Annotated in this window: 16 protein-coding genes and 2 pseudogenes; all 18 read right to left on the reverse strand. The window is 66.5% G+C overall.

The window, feature by feature from the left end:
• Positions 1 to 31: 31 nt before the first annotated feature.
• Positions 32 to 1,978, reverse strand: a complete 1,947-nt coding sequence (locus GKC70_RS13005; protein ID WP_342648873.1) for a response regulator — start codon at positions 1,976 to 1,978, stop codon at positions 32 to 34.
• Complete coding sequence (locus tag GKC70_RS13010) at positions 1,968 to 2,843, reverse strand: ATP-binding protein (RefSeq protein WP_342648874.1); 876 nt, start codon at positions 2,841 to 2,843, stop codon at positions 1,968 to 1,970. The genes GKC70_RS13005 and GKC70_RS13010 overlap by 11 nt, the downstream gene beginning before the upstream one ends.
• Positions 2,836 to 3,846 (reverse strand): ATP-binding protein, encoded by a 1,011-nt coding sequence (locus GKC70_RS13015; protein ID WP_342651517.1) that lies wholly within the window; start codon positions 3,844 to 3,846, stop codon positions 2,836 to 2,838. The genes GKC70_RS13010 and GKC70_RS13015 overlap by 8 nt, the downstream gene beginning before the upstream one ends.
• On the reverse strand, positions 3,843 to 4,247 hold the full coding sequence (locus GKC70_RS13020) for an ATP-binding protein (protein ID WP_342648875.1): 405 nt from the start codon (positions 4,245 to 4,247) through the stop codon (positions 3,843 to 3,845). Before GKC70_RS13020 ends, GKC70_RS13015 begins: the two co-directional genes overlap by 4 nt.
• Positions 4,244 to 4,606, reverse strand: coding sequence for an STAS domain-containing protein (locus tag GKC70_RS13025; RefSeq protein WP_029615277.1), 363 nt, complete (start codon positions 4,604 to 4,606; stop codon positions 4,244 to 4,246). Before GKC70_RS13025 ends, GKC70_RS13020 begins: the two co-directional genes overlap by 4 nt.
• A gap of 4 nt (positions 4,607 to 4,610) precedes the next feature.
• Positions 4,611 to 5,462 carry an STAS domain-containing protein gene (locus tag GKC70_RS13030; RefSeq protein WP_342648876.1) on the reverse strand — a complete coding sequence of 284 codons (852 nt, stop codon included), beginning with the start codon at positions 5,460 to 5,462 and terminating at the stop codon, positions 4,611 to 4,613.
• Between the two features lie 893 nt (positions 5,463 to 6,355).
• Positions 6,356 to 7,119: pseudogene (gene madM, locus GKC70_RS13035) on the reverse strand (malonate transporter subunit MadM).
• 1 nt (position 7,120) lies between these two features.
• Complete coding sequence (madL, locus tag GKC70_RS13040) at positions 7,121 to 7,537, reverse strand: malonate transporter subunit MadL (protein WP_342648877.1); 417 nt, start codon at positions 7,535 to 7,537, stop codon at positions 7,121 to 7,123.
• A 60-nt stretch (positions 7,538 to 7,597) separates the two neighbouring features.
• On the reverse strand, positions 7,598 to 8,518 hold the full coding sequence (gene mdcH, locus GKC70_RS13045; RefSeq protein WP_342648878.1) for a malonate decarboxylase subunit epsilon: 921 nt from the start codon (positions 8,516 to 8,518) through the stop codon (positions 7,598 to 7,600).
• Complete coding sequence (locus tag GKC70_RS13050; RefSeq protein ID WP_342648879.1) at positions 8,515 to 9,129, reverse strand: malonate decarboxylase holo-ACP synthase; 615 nt, start codon at positions 9,127 to 9,129, stop codon at positions 8,515 to 8,517. Before GKC70_RS13050 ends, mdcH begins: the two co-directional genes overlap by 4 nt.
• Position 9,130: 1 nt before the next feature.
• Entirely contained in the window at positions 9,131 to 9,922 is a 792-nt protein-coding gene (gene mdcE / locus GKC70_RS13055) for a biotin-independent malonate decarboxylase subunit gamma (protein ID WP_342648880.1), read from the reverse strand.
• A complete protein-coding gene (locus GKC70_RS13060) occupies positions 9,922 to 10,767 on the reverse strand; it encodes a biotin-independent malonate decarboxylase subunit beta (RefSeq protein WP_342648881.1) in 846 nt (281 codons plus the stop codon). Before GKC70_RS13060 ends, mdcE begins: the two co-directional genes overlap by 1 nt.
• Complete coding sequence (locus GKC70_RS13065; RefSeq protein WP_039577386.1) at positions 10,760 to 11,059, reverse strand: malonate decarboxylase subunit delta; 300 nt, start codon at positions 11,057 to 11,059, stop codon at positions 10,760 to 10,762. Before GKC70_RS13065 ends, GKC70_RS13060 begins: the two co-directional genes overlap by 8 nt.
• A gap of 1 nt (position 11,060) precedes the next feature.
• The gene (locus tag GKC70_RS13070) at positions 11,061 to 11,906 is read right to left on the reverse strand and encodes a triphosphoribosyl-dephospho-CoA synthase (protein WP_295486922.1); all 846 of its coding nucleotides are present in this window, start codon (positions 11,904 to 11,906) and stop codon (positions 11,061 to 11,063) included.
• Positions 11,906 to 13,570, reverse strand: coding sequence for a malonate decarboxylase subunit alpha (mdcA, locus tag GKC70_RS13075; protein ID WP_342648882.1), 1,665 nt, complete (start codon positions 13,568 to 13,570; stop codon positions 11,906 to 11,908). The genes GKC70_RS13070 and mdcA overlap by 1 nt, the downstream gene beginning before the upstream one ends.
• A 111-nt stretch (positions 13,571 to 13,681) precedes the next feature.
• A complete protein-coding gene (locus GKC70_RS13080) occupies positions 13,682 to 13,912 on the reverse strand; it encodes a metallothionein (RefSeq protein ID WP_029612109.1) in 231 nt (76 codons plus the stop codon).
• Positions 13,905 to 14,371, reverse strand: a pseudogene (locus tag GKC70_RS13085) (phosphotransferase system, HPr-related protein). The gene GKC70_RS13080 and the pseudogene GKC70_RS13085 overlap by 8 nt, the downstream one beginning before the upstream one ends.
• A gap of 106 nt (positions 14,372 to 14,477) precedes the next feature.
• A complete protein-coding gene (locus GKC70_RS13090) occupies positions 14,478 to 15,374 on the reverse strand; it encodes an oxidoreductase (RefSeq protein ID WP_342648883.1) in 897 nt (298 codons plus the stop codon).
• Between the last annotated feature and the right edge of the window lie 52 nt (positions 15,375 to 15,426).

Raw genomic sequence — 15,426 nt, forward strand, 5'->3', positions numbered from 1 at the left:
CGCACGGACGCGCCAGCCCGCCGCGTGGCGTCTAGCCCTCCTCGACCAACAAGCGCCCCACTCGCTCGAGCAGATCACCGATCTTGAACGGTTTGATCAGCAAGTCCATGCGCGGCGCCAGGAATGACTGGCGGTCCTGGGCGGTTTCGGCATAGCCGGTCATGAACAGCACCGGCAGCTCAGGCCGCACCTCGCGGGCCAGGTCGGCCAATTCGCGACCGCTAAGCACCGGCAGGCCGACATCGGTCAACAGCAGGTCGAACGGGGTCTGGCCACGCAGCAACTCCAGTGCCTGCTCGACCCCGGCCACCGTAGTGCAGCGATAACCGGCATCGGCCAGCGCTTCGGCCAGCGGCATGCGCACTGCGGCAACATCGTCGACGATCAGCAGGTGCTCACCGCTGCCGCGCAGCTCGGGCTGCTGCGGCGGCTCGACGTCGATGGCCAGGTCGTCCGTGGCCGGTAACATCAGGCGCACTTCGGTGCCATGACCGACCACGCTGTCGAGATGGACGTGACCACCGGACTGACGGGCGAAACCATAAATGGTCGACAGGCCCAGCCCTGTGCCCTGCCCCAGTGGCTTGGTGGTGAAGAATGGGTCGAATACCTTGTCCAGCACACTGGGGTCGATGCCCTGGCCGTCATCGCGCACGCTGATCGCCAGGTACGGGCCGTCCAACAGGTTGGGGTCGCCATGCGACCACACCGAACTGGTGGTGATCCAGATCTGTCCGCCACGCGGCAAAGCGTCGCGGGCGTTGATCACCAGGTTGAGCACCGCGCTTTCCAACTGCACCGGGTCGACCAGCGCGGTGGCCGGCTTGTTCGACAGCTGTAGCCTGAGCGTCACCCGCTCGCTGATGGTGCGGTTGAGCAACTCCTCCAGCGAGCGCACGTGGGCGTTGACATCCACCGGCCGGGTGTCGAGCGGCTGCTGGCGGGCGAACGCCAGCAACCGATGGGTCAGCGCCGCGCCGCTCATGGCCGAGTTCAGCGCGGCTTCGGCATAGATCGGCACCCGCTCCGGACGACCGTCGGCGATCCGTTTGCGGATCAGCTCCAGGCTGGTGATGATGCCGGTCAGCAGGTTGTTGAAGTCATGGGCGATGCCGCCTGTGAGACTACCCAGCGCATCCATCTTCTGCAGTTGCAGCAACTGTGCTTCGGTGCGCGCATGTTCGGCGACCTTCTGCGCCAGTTGCAGGGTGGTGGCGTCCAGGCGCTCCAGGTGCGAACGCTCGCGGTGCCGGTGTTCGGTGATGTCCTCGACGAAGACCAGGCACAGGCCAGGCGCCTGGTAAGGCGACAACTGCCACTCGGTCTCGCGCAACTGGCCCTCGACGCTCATCAGCAAGGTGCCACGCCAACGCTCGCCTTCGACCAGGTGCTGGCAGAGGTTAGCGATGGCTGCCTCCTGGCCGGGCGCAAAGCACTCGCGCAACTGGCGCCGGTCTTGGTTGTCCTGGGTCAGGCGCACGAACGCCTCGTTGCATTCGGCCACGCCCAACTGGCAATCGAGCACCGCGATCGGTGCCGACACGTTGTTGAAGATCTCGCGAAAGCGCGCTTCGCTGTGCCGCAGGGCCTGCTCGGCATCGCGCACACGCAGCAGCGTACGCAGGGTGGCCAGGAGCACGTCTGGGTCCACCGGATGCACCAGATACGCATCGGCACCGGCGTCCAGGCCGGTGATGATGTCGCCGCTGTGGATCGACGCCGCCGACACATGAATCACCGGCAACAAGACCGTGGCCGGATCCTTGCGCAGCAGCCGGACGATGTCGAAACCGCTCATGTCCGGCAGGTTGACGTCCAGGATCAGCGCATCGATGGCCTCACTGGCGATCAGCGCCAGGCCCTCGCCGCCGGTGGCAGCCTCCAGTACCTGATAGCCGTGCAACGCCAAGCGACGGCGCAAGGCATAGCGGGTGGCATAGTTGTCATCGACGATGAGCAAGCGGGTCTCAGCACGCATCGGCATCCCCCTGCGCCAGGGCCAGTGGGATGGTGACGAAGAACGAGGATCCAACGCCCGGCGAACTCTCCATGCCCACCTCACCGCCCAGCAGTTCGGCGAACCGCTTGCACAGCGACAGGCCCAGCCCGGTGCCCCGCAGACGTTTCTGCAGCGGCGAGTCGATCTGGTTGAAATCTTCGAACAGCACGTCGTGCAGGTCGGCGGCGATCCCGATGCCGGTATCGCTGACCGAGAAGCGCACCCGGTCACTGCCCTCCAGGCGCGCGCAGACGCGCACTTCGCCACGCGGGGTGAACTTCAGGGCGTTGGAAATGAAGTTACGCAGAATCTGCGCCAGCTTCTTGTCGTCGGTGTACAGCTGTGGCAACCCTGCCGGCTCTTCGAAGATCAGGTCCACCGCCGAGCCTTCGACGATGGGCCGGAACATGCCGCGCAAGGCCGAGAACAGGTCGAGCATGTCGAACCAGGCCGGCGAGATGGTGATGCGTCCGGCCTCGATCTTGGCCAGGTCCAACAGGTCGTCGACCATGTCCGACAGCTCGCGCGAGGCCATGCTGATGAACGCCACCTGCTTGTGCTGCTCGGGCGACAGTGGGCCGTCGAGTTCGTCGCTGAGCAGGCTGGTGATGCTCAGGATCGACCCCAGCGGGGTGCGAAACTCATGGCTCATGTACGACAGGAAGCGACTCTTGAGGTCCGACGCCTCGCGCAGTTGCTCGGCCTGGGTGTCCAATTCGGCATAGAGCGCCAAGACGCCTTGGTTGGTCTCTTCCAGTTCCGCACGCAGGGCTTGGTTCTCCGCCTGCAATCGGGCAATGGCAGCGTCTTGTTCGGGGCTGTCGGGGTGAAGCTGTTCAGGCATGAACGCCCTCCAGGTCGATGACCATGATCGTTACATCGTCGCGGCCACGGCAGAAATCACGGTGCAGCACCGCCGCCACCAGGGCGGGATGACGGTAGGCCAGGCCTGGGTAGTCCTTCAGGTCCCACCTGGACTGCAGGCCATCGCTGTAGAGAATCAACAGGTTGTCGTTCACCTGAGGGTAGTCGAACACCTGCACCTTGCGGTATTGCCCGCCGACGATGCCAGGCATCGAGGCCAGTCCACGGGCGCGCTCGCGACCCAGCAGCACGCCGCCGATATTGCCGATGCCGGCGAACGTCAGGCGCTCGAGTGCGGCGTCATGCTGGATCACGGCCACCGCCCCGCCGCGCGTCGACCCCATGGCGCCATGCAAACGCTCGACCACCCGCGCCGGCGCGTCGTAGGGCGCCTGAGCAAAGGCCGTCTCGCCCGCGTCCGCTGCCGCACGCGCGTGCTCGCCATGGCCGAGGCCGTCGATCATCAGCACGCTCAAGTGACCCTCCTGCTTGGCCACGTACCAGCCGTCGCCGCACACCGTCTCGCCTGGCAGGGTGTGCTGGCACACGCCGATACGCAGATCGCGACGGTCCTGGCGTGGGCCGTGCACACGGGCCAGCAGCGCCGTGCCACGCGCATCGCTGTACAGGTCGAACGTGTCGGCCAGGCGCTCGATGGCGCCCAGACCGATCCCCTGGGTGCCGCTGGTGGAGAAGCCGTCGGTCAGGCACGCGGCGCGATCAAACCCCTGGGCGCGATCGATGGCCAGCAGTTCCAGCACCGCCCCTTCGGCGTGCGGCCAGGCGCGCAGGTGCAAGGCCCCGCGCTCGGCATGCTTGATGATGTTGCTGGCCAGCTCGGTGGCCAGCAGCGCCGCGCGCTCGCCATCAACCTCGGCCAGTGCATGGCGCTGGGCCAGTTCGCGCACCTGACGCCGGGCGTGGCCGACGTGGCTGAGGTCATCGATGACGATGAGCTGGGTGAGACTACCGCACAGGTTCATGTCCATCGCGTGATCGTCACCCGTGTGCCCTCACCCACCGCCGTATCCAGCTCGAACTCGTCGACCAGCCGACGCGCACCGGTCAGGCCCAGACCCAGGCCGTTGCCAGAGGTCCAACCGTCGGTGAGCGCCAGACCGAGGTCGGCGATACCCGGGCCTTCATCGCGAAACAGCACGCGCACGTCCACGCGGGCGCCGTCGTCCAGCACCTGCCAGTCCATGTCGCCGCCACCGCCGTAAACCACGGTGTTGCGCGCCAGCTCGCTGACGGCGGTCACCAGCTTGGTCAAGTCGACCAGGCGCATGCCGCATTCACTGGCCAGCTTGCGCACCAGTTGCCGGGCCAGCACCACGTCTTGCTCGATACGCACCGGATGGCTGCCGCTGTCGCGTACGTTCATGAGCGCTGGGTCCGCTGACGCAGCACCTGCATGCCGCGCTCGACATTCAGCGCCGTGCTGACCCCCGGCAAACTCAAGCCGAGCTCGACCAGGGTGATGGCCACAGCCGGCTGCATGCCGACCACCATGGTCTGCGCGTCCATCAGGCGCGACAGGCTGGCGATCTGCGCGATCATGCGGCCGATGAAGGAGTCGACCATGTCCAGCGCGGAAATGTCGATGAGCACGCCGCGCGCGGAGGTGCGGCTGATACGGTCGGTGAGATCGTCCTGCAGGCGCAGGGCGAGCTGGTCATGCATGTCGACCTGGATGGTCACCAGCAGGAACTCGCCCATCTGGAGAATCGGGATGCGTTCCATAGTGTCAGCCGCGCCCGACCAAGCTCACGCCCAGGCGCGAGAGGGCCAGTTGCAGGGCATCGGCGAGGTTGGCCTTGGTGGTCAAGGTGCCCAGATCCAGGCCCAGGTGCACGATGGTCTGCGCGATCTGCGGGCGCACGCCGCTGATGATGCAGTCCGCACCCATGAGGCGGATGGCGGTGACGGTCTTGAGCAGATGCTGGGCAACCAAAGTATCGACAGTCGGCACGCCGGTGATGTCGATGATGGCGATCTCCGAGCCGGTGTCGACGATGCGCTGCAACAGCGACTCCATGACGGTCTGGCTGCGTTGGGAGTCCAGGGTGCCGATCAGCGGCAGGGCCAGCACACCGTCCCACAGCTTGACGACCGGAGTAGACAGCTCGAGCAGCTCTTCCTGCTGGCGCTTGATCACTTCTTCGCGGGTTTTCTGGTAAACGCGCATGGTGTACATGCCGAGCGTGTCGAGCAGCCCGGAGATTTCCCAGAGCTGCTCGGCGAGCAGTTGCGGCTGATCGGCATAGACCGATTGCAGCAGGCCGAACAAGGGCGACTTGAGGGCGAAGATGAAGAAGGTGGTCTGGTGCGAGTCGTGTCCGAGACGGGCGCGGCTGGCCGAAAGGCGATCGAGGAAACGGCGGACCTCTTCCCAGCCGGCAGCGTTGATATCGGCGCCATGCTTGGCACGGGTGGTCAGGGTCAGGATCTGGAGAAACTCCTGGGCTTCCTGGGTGAGTTCCTGTTCCTTGATATTGCGGGTAGCGCCTGTGGCTTGCAGGGCCTTGAGCCAACCCTCGAGCAGTTGTTGCTGGTGGGTTTCCATCGCATTCAACGTGCTGTCTTGCAGTGCTGCCATTGTGGGCTCCTGAGGGCTGATAGGGGGGGTCTTGTGATTTGCACCTGGACCCTGAATACCGACCACCCTGGGGCTCAATAGTTGTATGCGTTGAGGTGGGGGTGGTCGCGATTGGCCATCTTAAGCTGAATTGGGCGGGGGGTTTGGGTATTTTTGAGGGGTTGGAGGGGGATTGGGTTTGGGGGGATTATCCGGTGGCTGTGGTGGGGCTGAGTCACCTTTTCGCCTTTACGGCGACCCCCTTTTTTTCTTGGAAAAAAGGGGGGCAAAAACCGCTTGCTCCCGCATACGGCCCCTGCGCTGCGCGCAGGGGTTCCCTCGCGCCGGCGTCGCTCCGGGAGGACCGCGCTTAGGGGCCGTCCATGGCCCCAAGCGCTTGACGGGCATCCATGCCCGTCACCTCCCTGCGCGACGCCTCTGCTCGGCCTCCTGAGGTCGCGTTTGGCGGTGTTTGAACTACCGCGCACTAAGATCAAAAGCAACGGCAACGGCAACGGCAACGGCAACGGCAACGGCAACGGCAACGGCGATTCGATCGCGCAGCGCTCCAGAACATCTGCCCCACCGCCCCGCTTCTAAGCGCGCAATCGTGCAGACGCCGCCACTCGCGACCTCAGGAGGCCGAGCAGAGGTGGCACGGAGGGGGTTGACGGGCATGGATGCCCGTCAAGCGCTTGGGGCCATGGATGGCCCTAAGCGCGGTACCCCCGGAGTGCCACCGGCGCGAGGGAACCCCGCAGCGCAGCGAAGGGGCCGAATGCGGGAGCAAGCGGTTTTTGCCCCTCTTTTTTCCAAGAAAAAAAAGAGGGTCGCCGTAAAGGCGAAAAGGTGAATCAGCCCCATCCCAAAATCCGGATAATCACATCACCCTCAAAGCCCCAAAACCCACCCCCTCACCCCACAATCCCCCGCACACAAAAATACAAAACCGAAGGTCCCATCAAACACCCCAACCCCGTATGAAAGGTCGCCGTCAAAGCCCCATAAGGCACCAACCGCCGATCAGTCGCCGCCAACCCCGCCGTCACCCCCGAAACCGTCCCCGCCAGCCCCCCAAACACCATGGCCGAGCGCGGGTTATCCAGGGCGAGCACCCGCGCCGAAACCGGGGTGAACACCATGACCAGAATCGCCTTGATCAACCCGGTGGCAATCGACAACGCCATCACCTCGGAACTGGCGCCCAACGCCGCCCCCGTCACCGGCCCGACGATATAGGTCACCGCCCCGCGCCAATGGTGGTCAAGCTCACTGCGTCGCGATAACCAAAACTCCAGGCCACGACCACCCCGACGATGAACGGCAGCACCGTTCCCAGCAGCAAGGCCACCGCGCCGATCACTCCGGCCTTGCGCGCTTCGGTCGCCTGGACCTCGAACGCCGTCGCGACGATGGCGAAATCGCGCAGCATCGCTCCACCCATCAAGCCAATGCCCGAGAACAAGGTCAGATCGGCCAGGCCCTTCTGCCCGCCGGTCAAGGTGCCCCCCACCCAGGCCAGGACCAGGCCGATGACGATGGCGATCGCCGACCCGTGCACCCGGCCAAAAGTCAGGTACTTGGAGAGCATGACCGACACCCACATCACCGCCCCGACCACGGCAAACGCTGTGATCAGATCGTTGTGCGCCAACGCTTTCTCAATGATCGACCACATCTCAGCGCCCTCCCGCCACAGCCGCCTGCGCAGGTACTGGCGCTTCGAGCGCCGGCAACGGCTCGCCACGGTGGCTGCGGCTGATCAGCGCGATGGTCACGCCGCACACCAGCACCGCGCCCACCGCCGCCACCAGCGCCACCGGGCCGCCATGCAGTGCGGTGACCACGTTCTGCTGAGCCGCCATGGCCACCACCACCGGGATGTACATCGCGCCCCAGAAACCGACGCCGAACTCGCACTCCTTGCTCATGCCCCCGTTGCGGTGCATGTACAGCCGCGCGCAGATCAGCAGGATCATGGCGATGCCGACCCCGCCCACATTGGATTTGACGCCCAGCAGCACGCCCAGGAAGTCGCCGACGATGACGCCGGCCAGCGTGCAGACCGCCAGCAGAGCCACACCATAGATGATCATTATTGTTGTCCTCAGGTTGTATCGAAGTTGTTTGTTGTTGTCCTTCGAGCGCCAGCACAGTCATCGGGTGTGAGCCACCTCCTGGCGCAACAGCGCCTCCAGCGTATCCGCACGGGTCGATTCGACGCTCAGCACCTTGCCGGCGTCGAACACCTGCCGCGCCAAGCCGCTGAGCACGCTGCCCGGAGGCAGCTCCAGGTGCAGCCGCACGCCGCGCTCCCAGGCGCTGCGCAAGGTGGCGCGCCAATCGACGGGGCGCGCCATGTTGTAGGCCAAGTCTTCACGCAGGCGTTGCGGGTCGAACAGCGCCCGCGCGCTGCTGCCGCTCAGGTAGGTGAGGCGCGGGCGCTGCAGCGTGACCTCGGCGAAGGCCTGCGCCAGGGTCGCAGCCGGGGCCTGCAGCAATGCACAGTGCGACGGCACGCTGACCGCCAGACGGCGAGCCACGCCCTGCCCCAACGAGCGCACACGGGCGACCACCGCGCCCATGGCCGCATCGCTGCCGGCAATGACCAGTTGGTTGTCGCTGTTGACGTTGGCCAGGTAGACCTCACCATCGACCTCGGCCAACACGCACTCAAGCGTGGCCTGCTCCAGGCCGCTGAGGGCGGTCATGCCGTAACCGCTGGGGTATGCCCGCTGCATCAGGTCGCCGCGCAGTGACACCAGGCGCACCGCGTCCTCCAGCTTCAACGCCTCGGCCGTGACTGCCGCTGCATAAGCGCCAATCGACAACCCGGCCACGCAGGCCGGCGCTGGGCCGCGGCGCAACAGCCAGCGCGCCCAGGCCACCCCGGTCAGCAGCAGACACAGCTGCACCGCACGGGTGTGCTGCAAGGCCTCGGCGCTGTCGAGCGCCAGTACCTGTTCGCCAAGCACCTCGCTGGCCGCCTCCAGCACGTCGCGGCTGCCTTCGGGTAAATGATGCAGCATGCCGGGCTGCTGGGCGCCTTGGCCGGGGAAGGCGAACAGACTGCTCATGCGGCCGCCTCCTCAAGCGACCAGGGATCGCTCACCAATCGCGCTCCCGAAGCCGCTTTCAAGAGCACCTGACGGGCACCGCTGGCCCATTCGCGCAACGCGACAGCCCCGTGCGGGGTTTCGAGCTGCACATCGATCCGGCACGCCACTGCCTCCAGCGCGCCCAGCAAGTCACGCGCCCGTTCGCACGACAGCCGCTGCGGTGCGTGCAGCAGCACATCCAGATCGCTGTCGGCGTGCACCACCTCGATACCGCTGGCCAACTGGAAGCCGACACTGCCGGTTGGCCCCCAGCACCACCCCTGCGCGTCGAGGACAGCGGCGACCTGCTCCACCGCCTGCAATGCGGGTAAATCGGTGTCGCCCTGCCAGCGCAGGCGCTCGGGGGCGACCCGGCGCACGACCTGCGCCAGCGGCATGCGTGCGGCAAAGCGCTGCGCCCGTGAGCGCCCGCGCAGACCGACCGCCACCCAGCCCGCTGCCTGCAGCGCGCGGCGCACCACCACCGGCTCACCGGCTGCCAACGCCTGCCGCGCCCACGCTGGCGCGTCAGCGGGCAGCAGGTCCGGGGTCATGCCCCAGAGCAGGTCGTGGGGGCGCACGGCATTCATCTCAGGCCTCCTGCCACTGCGCGCGTAGACGCTGACGTACCTCGCGCGAGGCGCTGCGGTGCTGTCCGTGCAGGCGCGCGCTCAAGTCGGTGCACGTGCCAATGTCGCGTACCGCCTCGATCAGCATGTTACGCACCCGCGCCACGTCCTGGGCTGTCGGCGCCTCGGCGCTGGTCACGCTCACCCGCTGATGCAGCAAGCCCAGCGAGGCATAGCTGTCCAGGTCATAGGCCATCGGTGGCACCTCGGCGGCCAGCGCCTCGAGCGCCTCGACGCTGCGCAGGGTGATCCGCGCGGCGGCGGCCTTGCCCATGGCGTGCACCATCACCCCCTCGTCGTCCAGCGCGATCAGGCGCTGGGCCTGGTAACCATGGGCCAGAAACGCACCGGACATGGCCTTGCCCACCAGCAGCCCGATCACCGGATGACCGGCCAGGCGGGCCTGGGCATAGGCCTCGACCGCGCCGGCCAAGGCCTGATGGATGCCCAAGGCTTCCTCCCGCCGACCATAGGCCTGGCTCGGCACGTCGATCAGTGCCACCAGCACGCGCTTGTCGCCGTCACGGTCGGCCTGCACCGCGTCATCCACCGCCTTGGCCAGACCCCAGCCTTCGAGCAGTCCCACCTCGCCATTGCGGGCGCGGGGAAAGGGATTGTGCGCATCGGGGACCACCGCGATGAATCGCGCCGGGCGATTGTCCAGCTCGGCGTCGATCACCTGCACCGATGCTGGCAAACCCGCCAGCGGCTGACCTTCAGCCAGGTGCTGCAACCACTTCTGGGCACGGTTCATCAGACTTCTCCTCGATACAGGGTACGCACGGCGGCGGCGTCCATTTGCGGGCAATCGCTCCCCAAGCGGGCCAGACGCTCAAGGAACTCGGCATGCCGGCTGGCACGCCGAGCGCTGGGTTGTTCGAGCAGGCGCAGTACCTGCTCACGGATAAGGTCTACGTCATCGGCCACATAGGCATCGGCCAGACCGCTGGCATGGCGCTGCTCACCCCCGGTCAGGCTCCAGATGAACGGTCGGTCGCGCGAATCGTATTCGCCGATACCGGCCTCCTGCTCGATCACCTGCGGCCCGTTGAGCCCCAGGCGCGCCTCGCGGGTCACCAGCAGATGGCTGCACAGTCCGGCGGCGATGGACATGCCGCCAAAGCAGCCGACGGACCCGGCGATGACGCCGATCACCGGCTGATGCGCGCGCAGCGCGATGATCGCGGCCTGGATCTCGGCGATCGCCGCCAGGCCCAGGTTGGCCTCCTGCAAGCGCACACCACCGGTCTCCAGCAGCAGCACAGCGCAGGTCGGGATGCCCTGGCGATTGTCTTCCACGGCCAACTCCAGCGCCGCGGCGATCTTCGCACCGCCCACCTCGCCCATGCTGCCGCCCTGGAACCCGCCTTCGATGGCGGCCACCACGGCGGGGCGCTGATTGAGCAGCCCCTTGGCGATGACCACCCCGTCATCGGCCTGCGGCACGATGCCCTGCAACGGCAGCCAGGGCGACATCAGGCGCTCGAACGGGCCAAGCAATTCGCGCAGGCTCCCCGGATCGAGCACGGCGCCAGCGCGCTGGCGCGCGCCTAGCTCAACGAAGCTGCGGCTACGCAGCAGGTGTTCGCGGTCAGTCATGGTCGATCTCCTCGAAGCCTTGTTCCAGGCGCAGGCGCACCACGCCGGGGGTGGCACCGAAGTCATGGATGTCGATGTTCAGCGCAGGCCAGGCGCGGCCCTGGAACAGGCGGTCGAACAACTGGCTCCAGCGCGCCTGGCTGCCATCGACCGAGGTCAGCACCTGGATCTGCAGACGGCCCGGCTGGCCCGGCTCGATCAGTACTTCCAGGTCGCCCGAGCTGACGCAGCCGACCAAGGCGCGGCCCCGGCCAGGCTGCGCGGCGGGAAATTCGAAGGTCAGGGTTTGCATGTCACAGGCTCCCGGCTTTGTCGAGGAACAGGCAGGCGGCCAGCAAATCGGCGGCCCCGCCCGCAGAGGCATTGAGGTGCAGCAGGCGCGCATCCAACGCGCGCAGGTGGCGACGGCCGGCCAGGCTGGCACTGCCACCGGCCTCCAGCACGGCCCGGGCGCCCTGCTGCAGGACTGCCAGGCCTTGCTCGCCGGCACGCCACAACACGCAGGTGTCGCTGAGCGCAGCCATGATCGCCAGCAAGGCATCCAGCCGCGCAGGGGTTTCGCCGACACCGGCGGCGCGGCTGCGCAGCAGTTGCGGCAAGCCATGTCCGATGATCGCTGGGAAGCCCTGCTGGGCCTGCTCGCGGGCACCGCCGACACCGTAGCGGCGGCGCACGTGCAGGCCATGGCTGTCCGCGATCGGCGCGGCAGGATCCTCGATCAGCGCCAAGCGCCCTGCCCGCGCCGTCACACTCAGCGGGTCGCTGTCGGCCGGATTCAAGGCCCACGCCGCCACCAGCAGCCCCAACGCCCAGATCGCGCCACGGTGGGTGTTCACCCCCGCAGTGGTGACCAACATCGCCGCTTCGCCTTCACGCCCCAGACGCCCCAGTTCGGCGCGCAATGGCGTGGCGATGTGGCCAAACCGTTGCGCGGCCTCGGCCATCTGCCGCAGGCACGGCCACAGCGACAGCGCCGAGGCCTGCATCAGCGCCAGGCTCATGTCGCCATGCGCACCGCTGCCGCGACGGTCCACCAGGCCGGGCTTGGGCGACAGCTCGGCCTCGTCGATCAGCGCGTCCACCGCCAGGTCCGCCAGGCGCTCCGACAGGCTCAAAGGGGCAAGCATGTTCGCTTTCATCACCAGCTCCTGAAGCGTGCGGGTGGGTTGTAGAGGCCGCCAGACCAGTCCACCAGGTCGGCGATGCTGCGCGCGGCCAGCAGCTCGCGGCTGGCGTCGGTGCGGCGAATGCCCAGGTCCTCGGGCAAGGCCACCAACCCTTCGCGGCGCAGGCGCTCGGTGTCCTTGGGGTCGTGACGCAGGCCGATGGCCGTGACGCCGGCCACCGCCGCGATCATCTGCTGGCGTTCTTCGAGGCTGCGCGCCTTGTACAGGTAAGCGATGCCTTCCTCGGTGAGCAGGTGGGTGACGTCGTCGCCATAGATCATCACCGGCGCCAGCGGCATGCCGGCTTTTTTCGCCACCGCCACCGCATCGAGGGTCTCGACGAAGGTCGGCTTGCCGCCTTCCTGGTAGGTCTCGACCATCTGCACCACCAGCTTGCGCCCGCGCTCGAGCAGGGTGTCCGGCACGGTCATGTCCAGCCAGGCAGGTGTAGCGTGGCGGCGTCCGCGCGGGTCGTGGCCCATGTTCGGCGCACCGCCAAAGCCCGCCAGCCGGCCCCGCGTGACGGTGGAGGAATGGCCGTCGCCATCCACTTGCAAGGTGGCGCCGATGAACAGGTCCACCGCGTACTGCCCGGCCAGTTGGCACATCAGGCGATTGGAGCGCATGGAGCCGTCACGGCCGGTGAAGAACACGTCAGGGCGCTGGGCGATGTAGTCCTCCATGCCCAGTTCGGTGCCGAAGCAGTGCACGCTCTGCACCCAACTGGTCTCGATGGCGGGAATCAAGGTGGGGTGTGGGTTGAGTGTCCAGTTGCGGCAGATCTTGCCTTTGAGGCCGAGCGACTCGCCGTAGGTCGGCAGGATCAGCTCGATGGCGGCGGTATTGAAGCCAATGCCATGGTTCAGCGACTGCACCTGATGACGTTCATAGATCCCGCGAATCGCCATCATCGCCATCAGCACGTGCACTGGCTTGATGTGCCGTGGGTCACGGGTGAACAGCGGTTCGATGTAGAACGGCTGGTCGGCGACCACCACGAAATCGATCCAGGAGGCCGGAATGTCCACCCTCGGCAGGTCGTCCACCCGGTCGACCAGTTGGTTGACCTGAGCGATGACGATGCCGTCGCTGAACGCGGTGGGCTCGACCAGTGCCGGCGTGTCTTCGGTGCTGGGGCCGGTGTAGAGATTGCCGTCCCGGTCGGCGCAGAAACCTGCCACCAAGGTCACGTTGGGGATCAGGTCCACCAGCAGGCGCGAGTAGAGCTCGATGTAGGTGTGGATAGCGCCGACTTCGAGCAGCCCGTCTTCAAGCAACTGGCCGATGCGCTGGCTTTGCGGTCCGGCGAAGGAGAAATCGAGCTTGCGTGCGATGCCCCGCTCGAACAGATCCAGGTGCTCGGCGCGGCTGACGCTGGGCATGATCATGTGCAGGTCGTGCAGGCGCTCGGGATCGACCTTGGCCAGCGAGCGGGAGAGGAAATCGGCCTGCTTCTGGTTGTTGCCTTCGAGCACCACGCGATCGCCTGGTGCGATCAGCAACTCCAACGCCTCGACGATCCGCTCGCTGGGTAGTACCCGGCCCTCGGCCAAGTGACGCACCCGTTCGAGGCGGCGCTGCTTTTCGCTGCGCCGTCTCGACCAGTGCGGCGGCGGTGGATGCTGTGTTGTGGTCATGGGTGACTCCACGGATTCGCTGTCGTGGAGTCACCTTAGGCCTGGGCGTGGGGGGCATCAATCAAGCACGGCGGCAGTTCATTACGCTGAGCGTAACGATTGCCCACGCCGTCACGGCGAGATCGGGTCACTCGCCGGATAGGTTTCGTCCAGCGCATTATCGACGCTCTTTTCGTCCGGCTGGGTCGCTGCGCCGCAGCCGCAGTCGCCCATGCGGCAGTGCTCGCCGTGCGGGTGACCACTGGCGCAGGCCTCGCAGCAATAGGCCTTGCCGTCGTGGGAAAAGGCGTTGGCGTCAACCGTGCAGGAACAGTGGTTACAGGCGCAACGTTGCTCATTCATGGCGATGCTCTCCATCGGCGTTCGAATCGTCATCGGTCCACGGCTTGCCGTCGAGGGGCTTGACGTGGGCCAGTTCGGCTTCGTCCAGGCCATTGCCACCGGCAATTTCATCGGCATCCACTTCGCGCAGGTTCATGTCGGCAGGCCCATCGTCCTCGGCCGAGTCCTGGGCGTCACGGGCACCTGGCGCGCCGTACAGCGTGTCCAGGCTCAGGTCGTCCATGGTCACGTTGTCCTCGTGCAAGCTCTCGGTCAGCGCCTCGCCCCGCTCATGCCGCTCTCGGCGATCCGCTCTGGGGAAAAATCCTGCTCCGCCTCGGCGTCGGGACGCTCGTCGCCAACACGCCCACGGCGTTCATCCTTGCGCTCGCTGAAGTCCAGCTCACGGATGCTGCCCATGCGGTCTTCGGTGTCGTCGATTTCCTGGGGGCGGTACTTCTCGTCGTCTGCTTGGGCCATGGCGGCTCTCCGGTCAAGTGCGTTCAAGCGGTCGACTCTGCGCTGCTCGGGAAAATTCAGATTTTCATCACGCGGGCCCTCGTCGGGCGACAACGCCAACGGCCAATCAGCCCGGTCCGTCGCTCGCCGCGGCGAGAAGTGCTACCAGCATGTCGCTGATAGGGGTGGCGATACCATGGGCTCGCCCGTAACGCGACACGACGCCGTTACGGATGTCCCACTCCAGCGGTCGGTTGGCTTCACGGTCGGTCAGGATGGAGGTCCCCATGTCTCGGGGGAAGGCCTGAAACTGGTCGAGAATCGCTTGGGGCACGTCGTCGCGCAGGTTAGCGCCTTCGGCGCGAGCGACGGCCAGACACTCCTGCAGATAAGCCAGTGACAACCTGGAGATATCGCTCCTGGCGTACATGCCCGCGCGACGTTGGGTGAGTGCCATCAGCCCGGCCAGGGCGTTTTGGAGCAGCTTGCGCCACGCCACCGTCTTGAAGTCGGCGGTCAACTCGACGCCGCATCGCGTGCCACGCAGTGCTCGCACGACCACCTCGGCAGCGGGAATGTCCGGCAGGCTCAAGCGTGCCTCTCCACGCAGGCGAACCGAGCCGTCGGCCTGTGCCTGGGCAGGAAACCAGACCACTGCGGGCACCACACGCGCATCGGCCAGGTGGGCAGACACGGCCTGCACCTGCTCGACGCCATTTTGCAGGACGCACACCACGGTCTGCGGACCGCTCAGGCCCGACAGCCAGGCGGCCGCTGCGTCGGTTTGGGTCGCTTTGACCGCAAGAAAGACAACATCAAAGCCTGGTCCGATCTGATCGGGACTCGTCTGCACGGGTCCGGGAACGCGGATGCTGCGCTCGCCATCCAGCAGCGTGAGTTCATCGCGCGCCCGTCGGCCACATAACGTCGGCGTACGTGCGCACTCGTGCAGCATGGCGGCAAGGGTGGTGCCTATGGCACCAGGCCCCACGACAGCCACGGACAGGCAATGATCGTTAGTCATGGACGAATGCTCCTCAAAGGGTTGGAAACAGGGTTGTGCCTTTCGCCACACC

The sequence above is a fragment of the Pseudomonas sp. REB1044 genome, assembly GCF_038813925.1.
Classification (GTDB): Bacteria; Pseudomonadota; Gammaproteobacteria; order Pseudomonadales; family Pseudomonadaceae; genus Aquipseudomonas; species Aquipseudomonas boreofloridensis.

Coding starts and splice junctions, on each gene's coding strand:
- GKC70_RS13050 (WP_342648879.1), bottom strand. CDS start 9,129: ATGAATGCCGTGCGCCCCCACGACCTGCTCTGGGGCATGACCCCGGAC.
- mdcH (WP_342648878.1), bottom strand. CDS start 8,518: ATGAGCAGTCTGTTCGCCTTCCCCGGCCAAGGCGCCCAGCAGCCCGGC.
- GKC70_RS13070 (WP_295486922.1), bottom strand. CDS start 11,906: ATGAAAGCGAACATGCTTGCCCCTTTGAGCCTGTCGGAGCGCCTGGCG.
- GKC70_RS13030 (WP_342648876.1), bottom strand. CDS start 5,462: ATGGCAGCACTGCAAGACAGCACGTTGAATGCGATGGAAACCCACCAG.
- GKC70_RS13020 (WP_342648875.1), bottom strand. CDS start 4,247: ATGAACGTACGCGACAGCGGCAGCCATCCGGTGCGTATCGAGCAAGAC.
- GKC70_RS13010 (WP_342648874.1), bottom strand. CDS start 2,843: ATGCCTGAACAGCTTCACCCCGACAGCCCCGAACAAGACGCTGCCATT.
- madL (WP_342648877.1), bottom strand. CDS start 7,537: ATGATCATCTATGGTGTGGCTCTGCTGGCGGTCTGCACGCTGGCCGGC.
- GKC70_RS13060 (WP_342648881.1), bottom strand. CDS start 10,767: ATGACTGACCGCGAACACCTGCTGCGTAGCCGCAGCTTCGTTGAGCTA.
- GKC70_RS13005 (WP_342648873.1), bottom strand. CDS start 1,978: ATGCGTGCTGAGACCCGCTTGCTCATCGTCGATGACAACTATGCCACC.
- GKC70_RS13025 (WP_029615277.1), bottom strand. CDS start 4,606: ATGGAACGCATCCCGATTCTCCAGATGGGCGAGTTCCTGCTGGTGACC.
- GKC70_RS13065 (WP_039577386.1), bottom strand. CDS start 11,059: ATGCAAACCCTGACCTTCGAATTTCCCGCCGCGCAGCCTGGCCGGGGC.
- mdcE (WP_342648880.1), bottom strand. CDS start 9,922: ATGAACCGTGCCCAGAAGTGGTTGCAGCACCTGGCTGAAGGTCAGCCG.
- GKC70_RS13015 (WP_342651517.1), bottom strand. CDS start 3,846: ATGAACCTGTGCGGTAGTCTCACCCAGCTCATCGTCATCGATGACCTC.
- GKC70_RS13090 (WP_342648883.1), bottom strand. CDS start 15,374: ATGACTAACGATCATTGCCTGTCCGTGGCTGTCGTGGGGCCTGGTGCC.
- mdcA (WP_342648882.1), bottom strand. CDS start 13,570: ATGACCACAACACAGCATCCACCGCCGCCGCACTGGTCGAGACGGCGC.
- GKC70_RS13080 (WP_029612109.1), bottom strand. CDS start 13,912: ATGAATGAGCAACGTTGCGCCTGTAACCACTGTTCCTGCACGGTTGAC.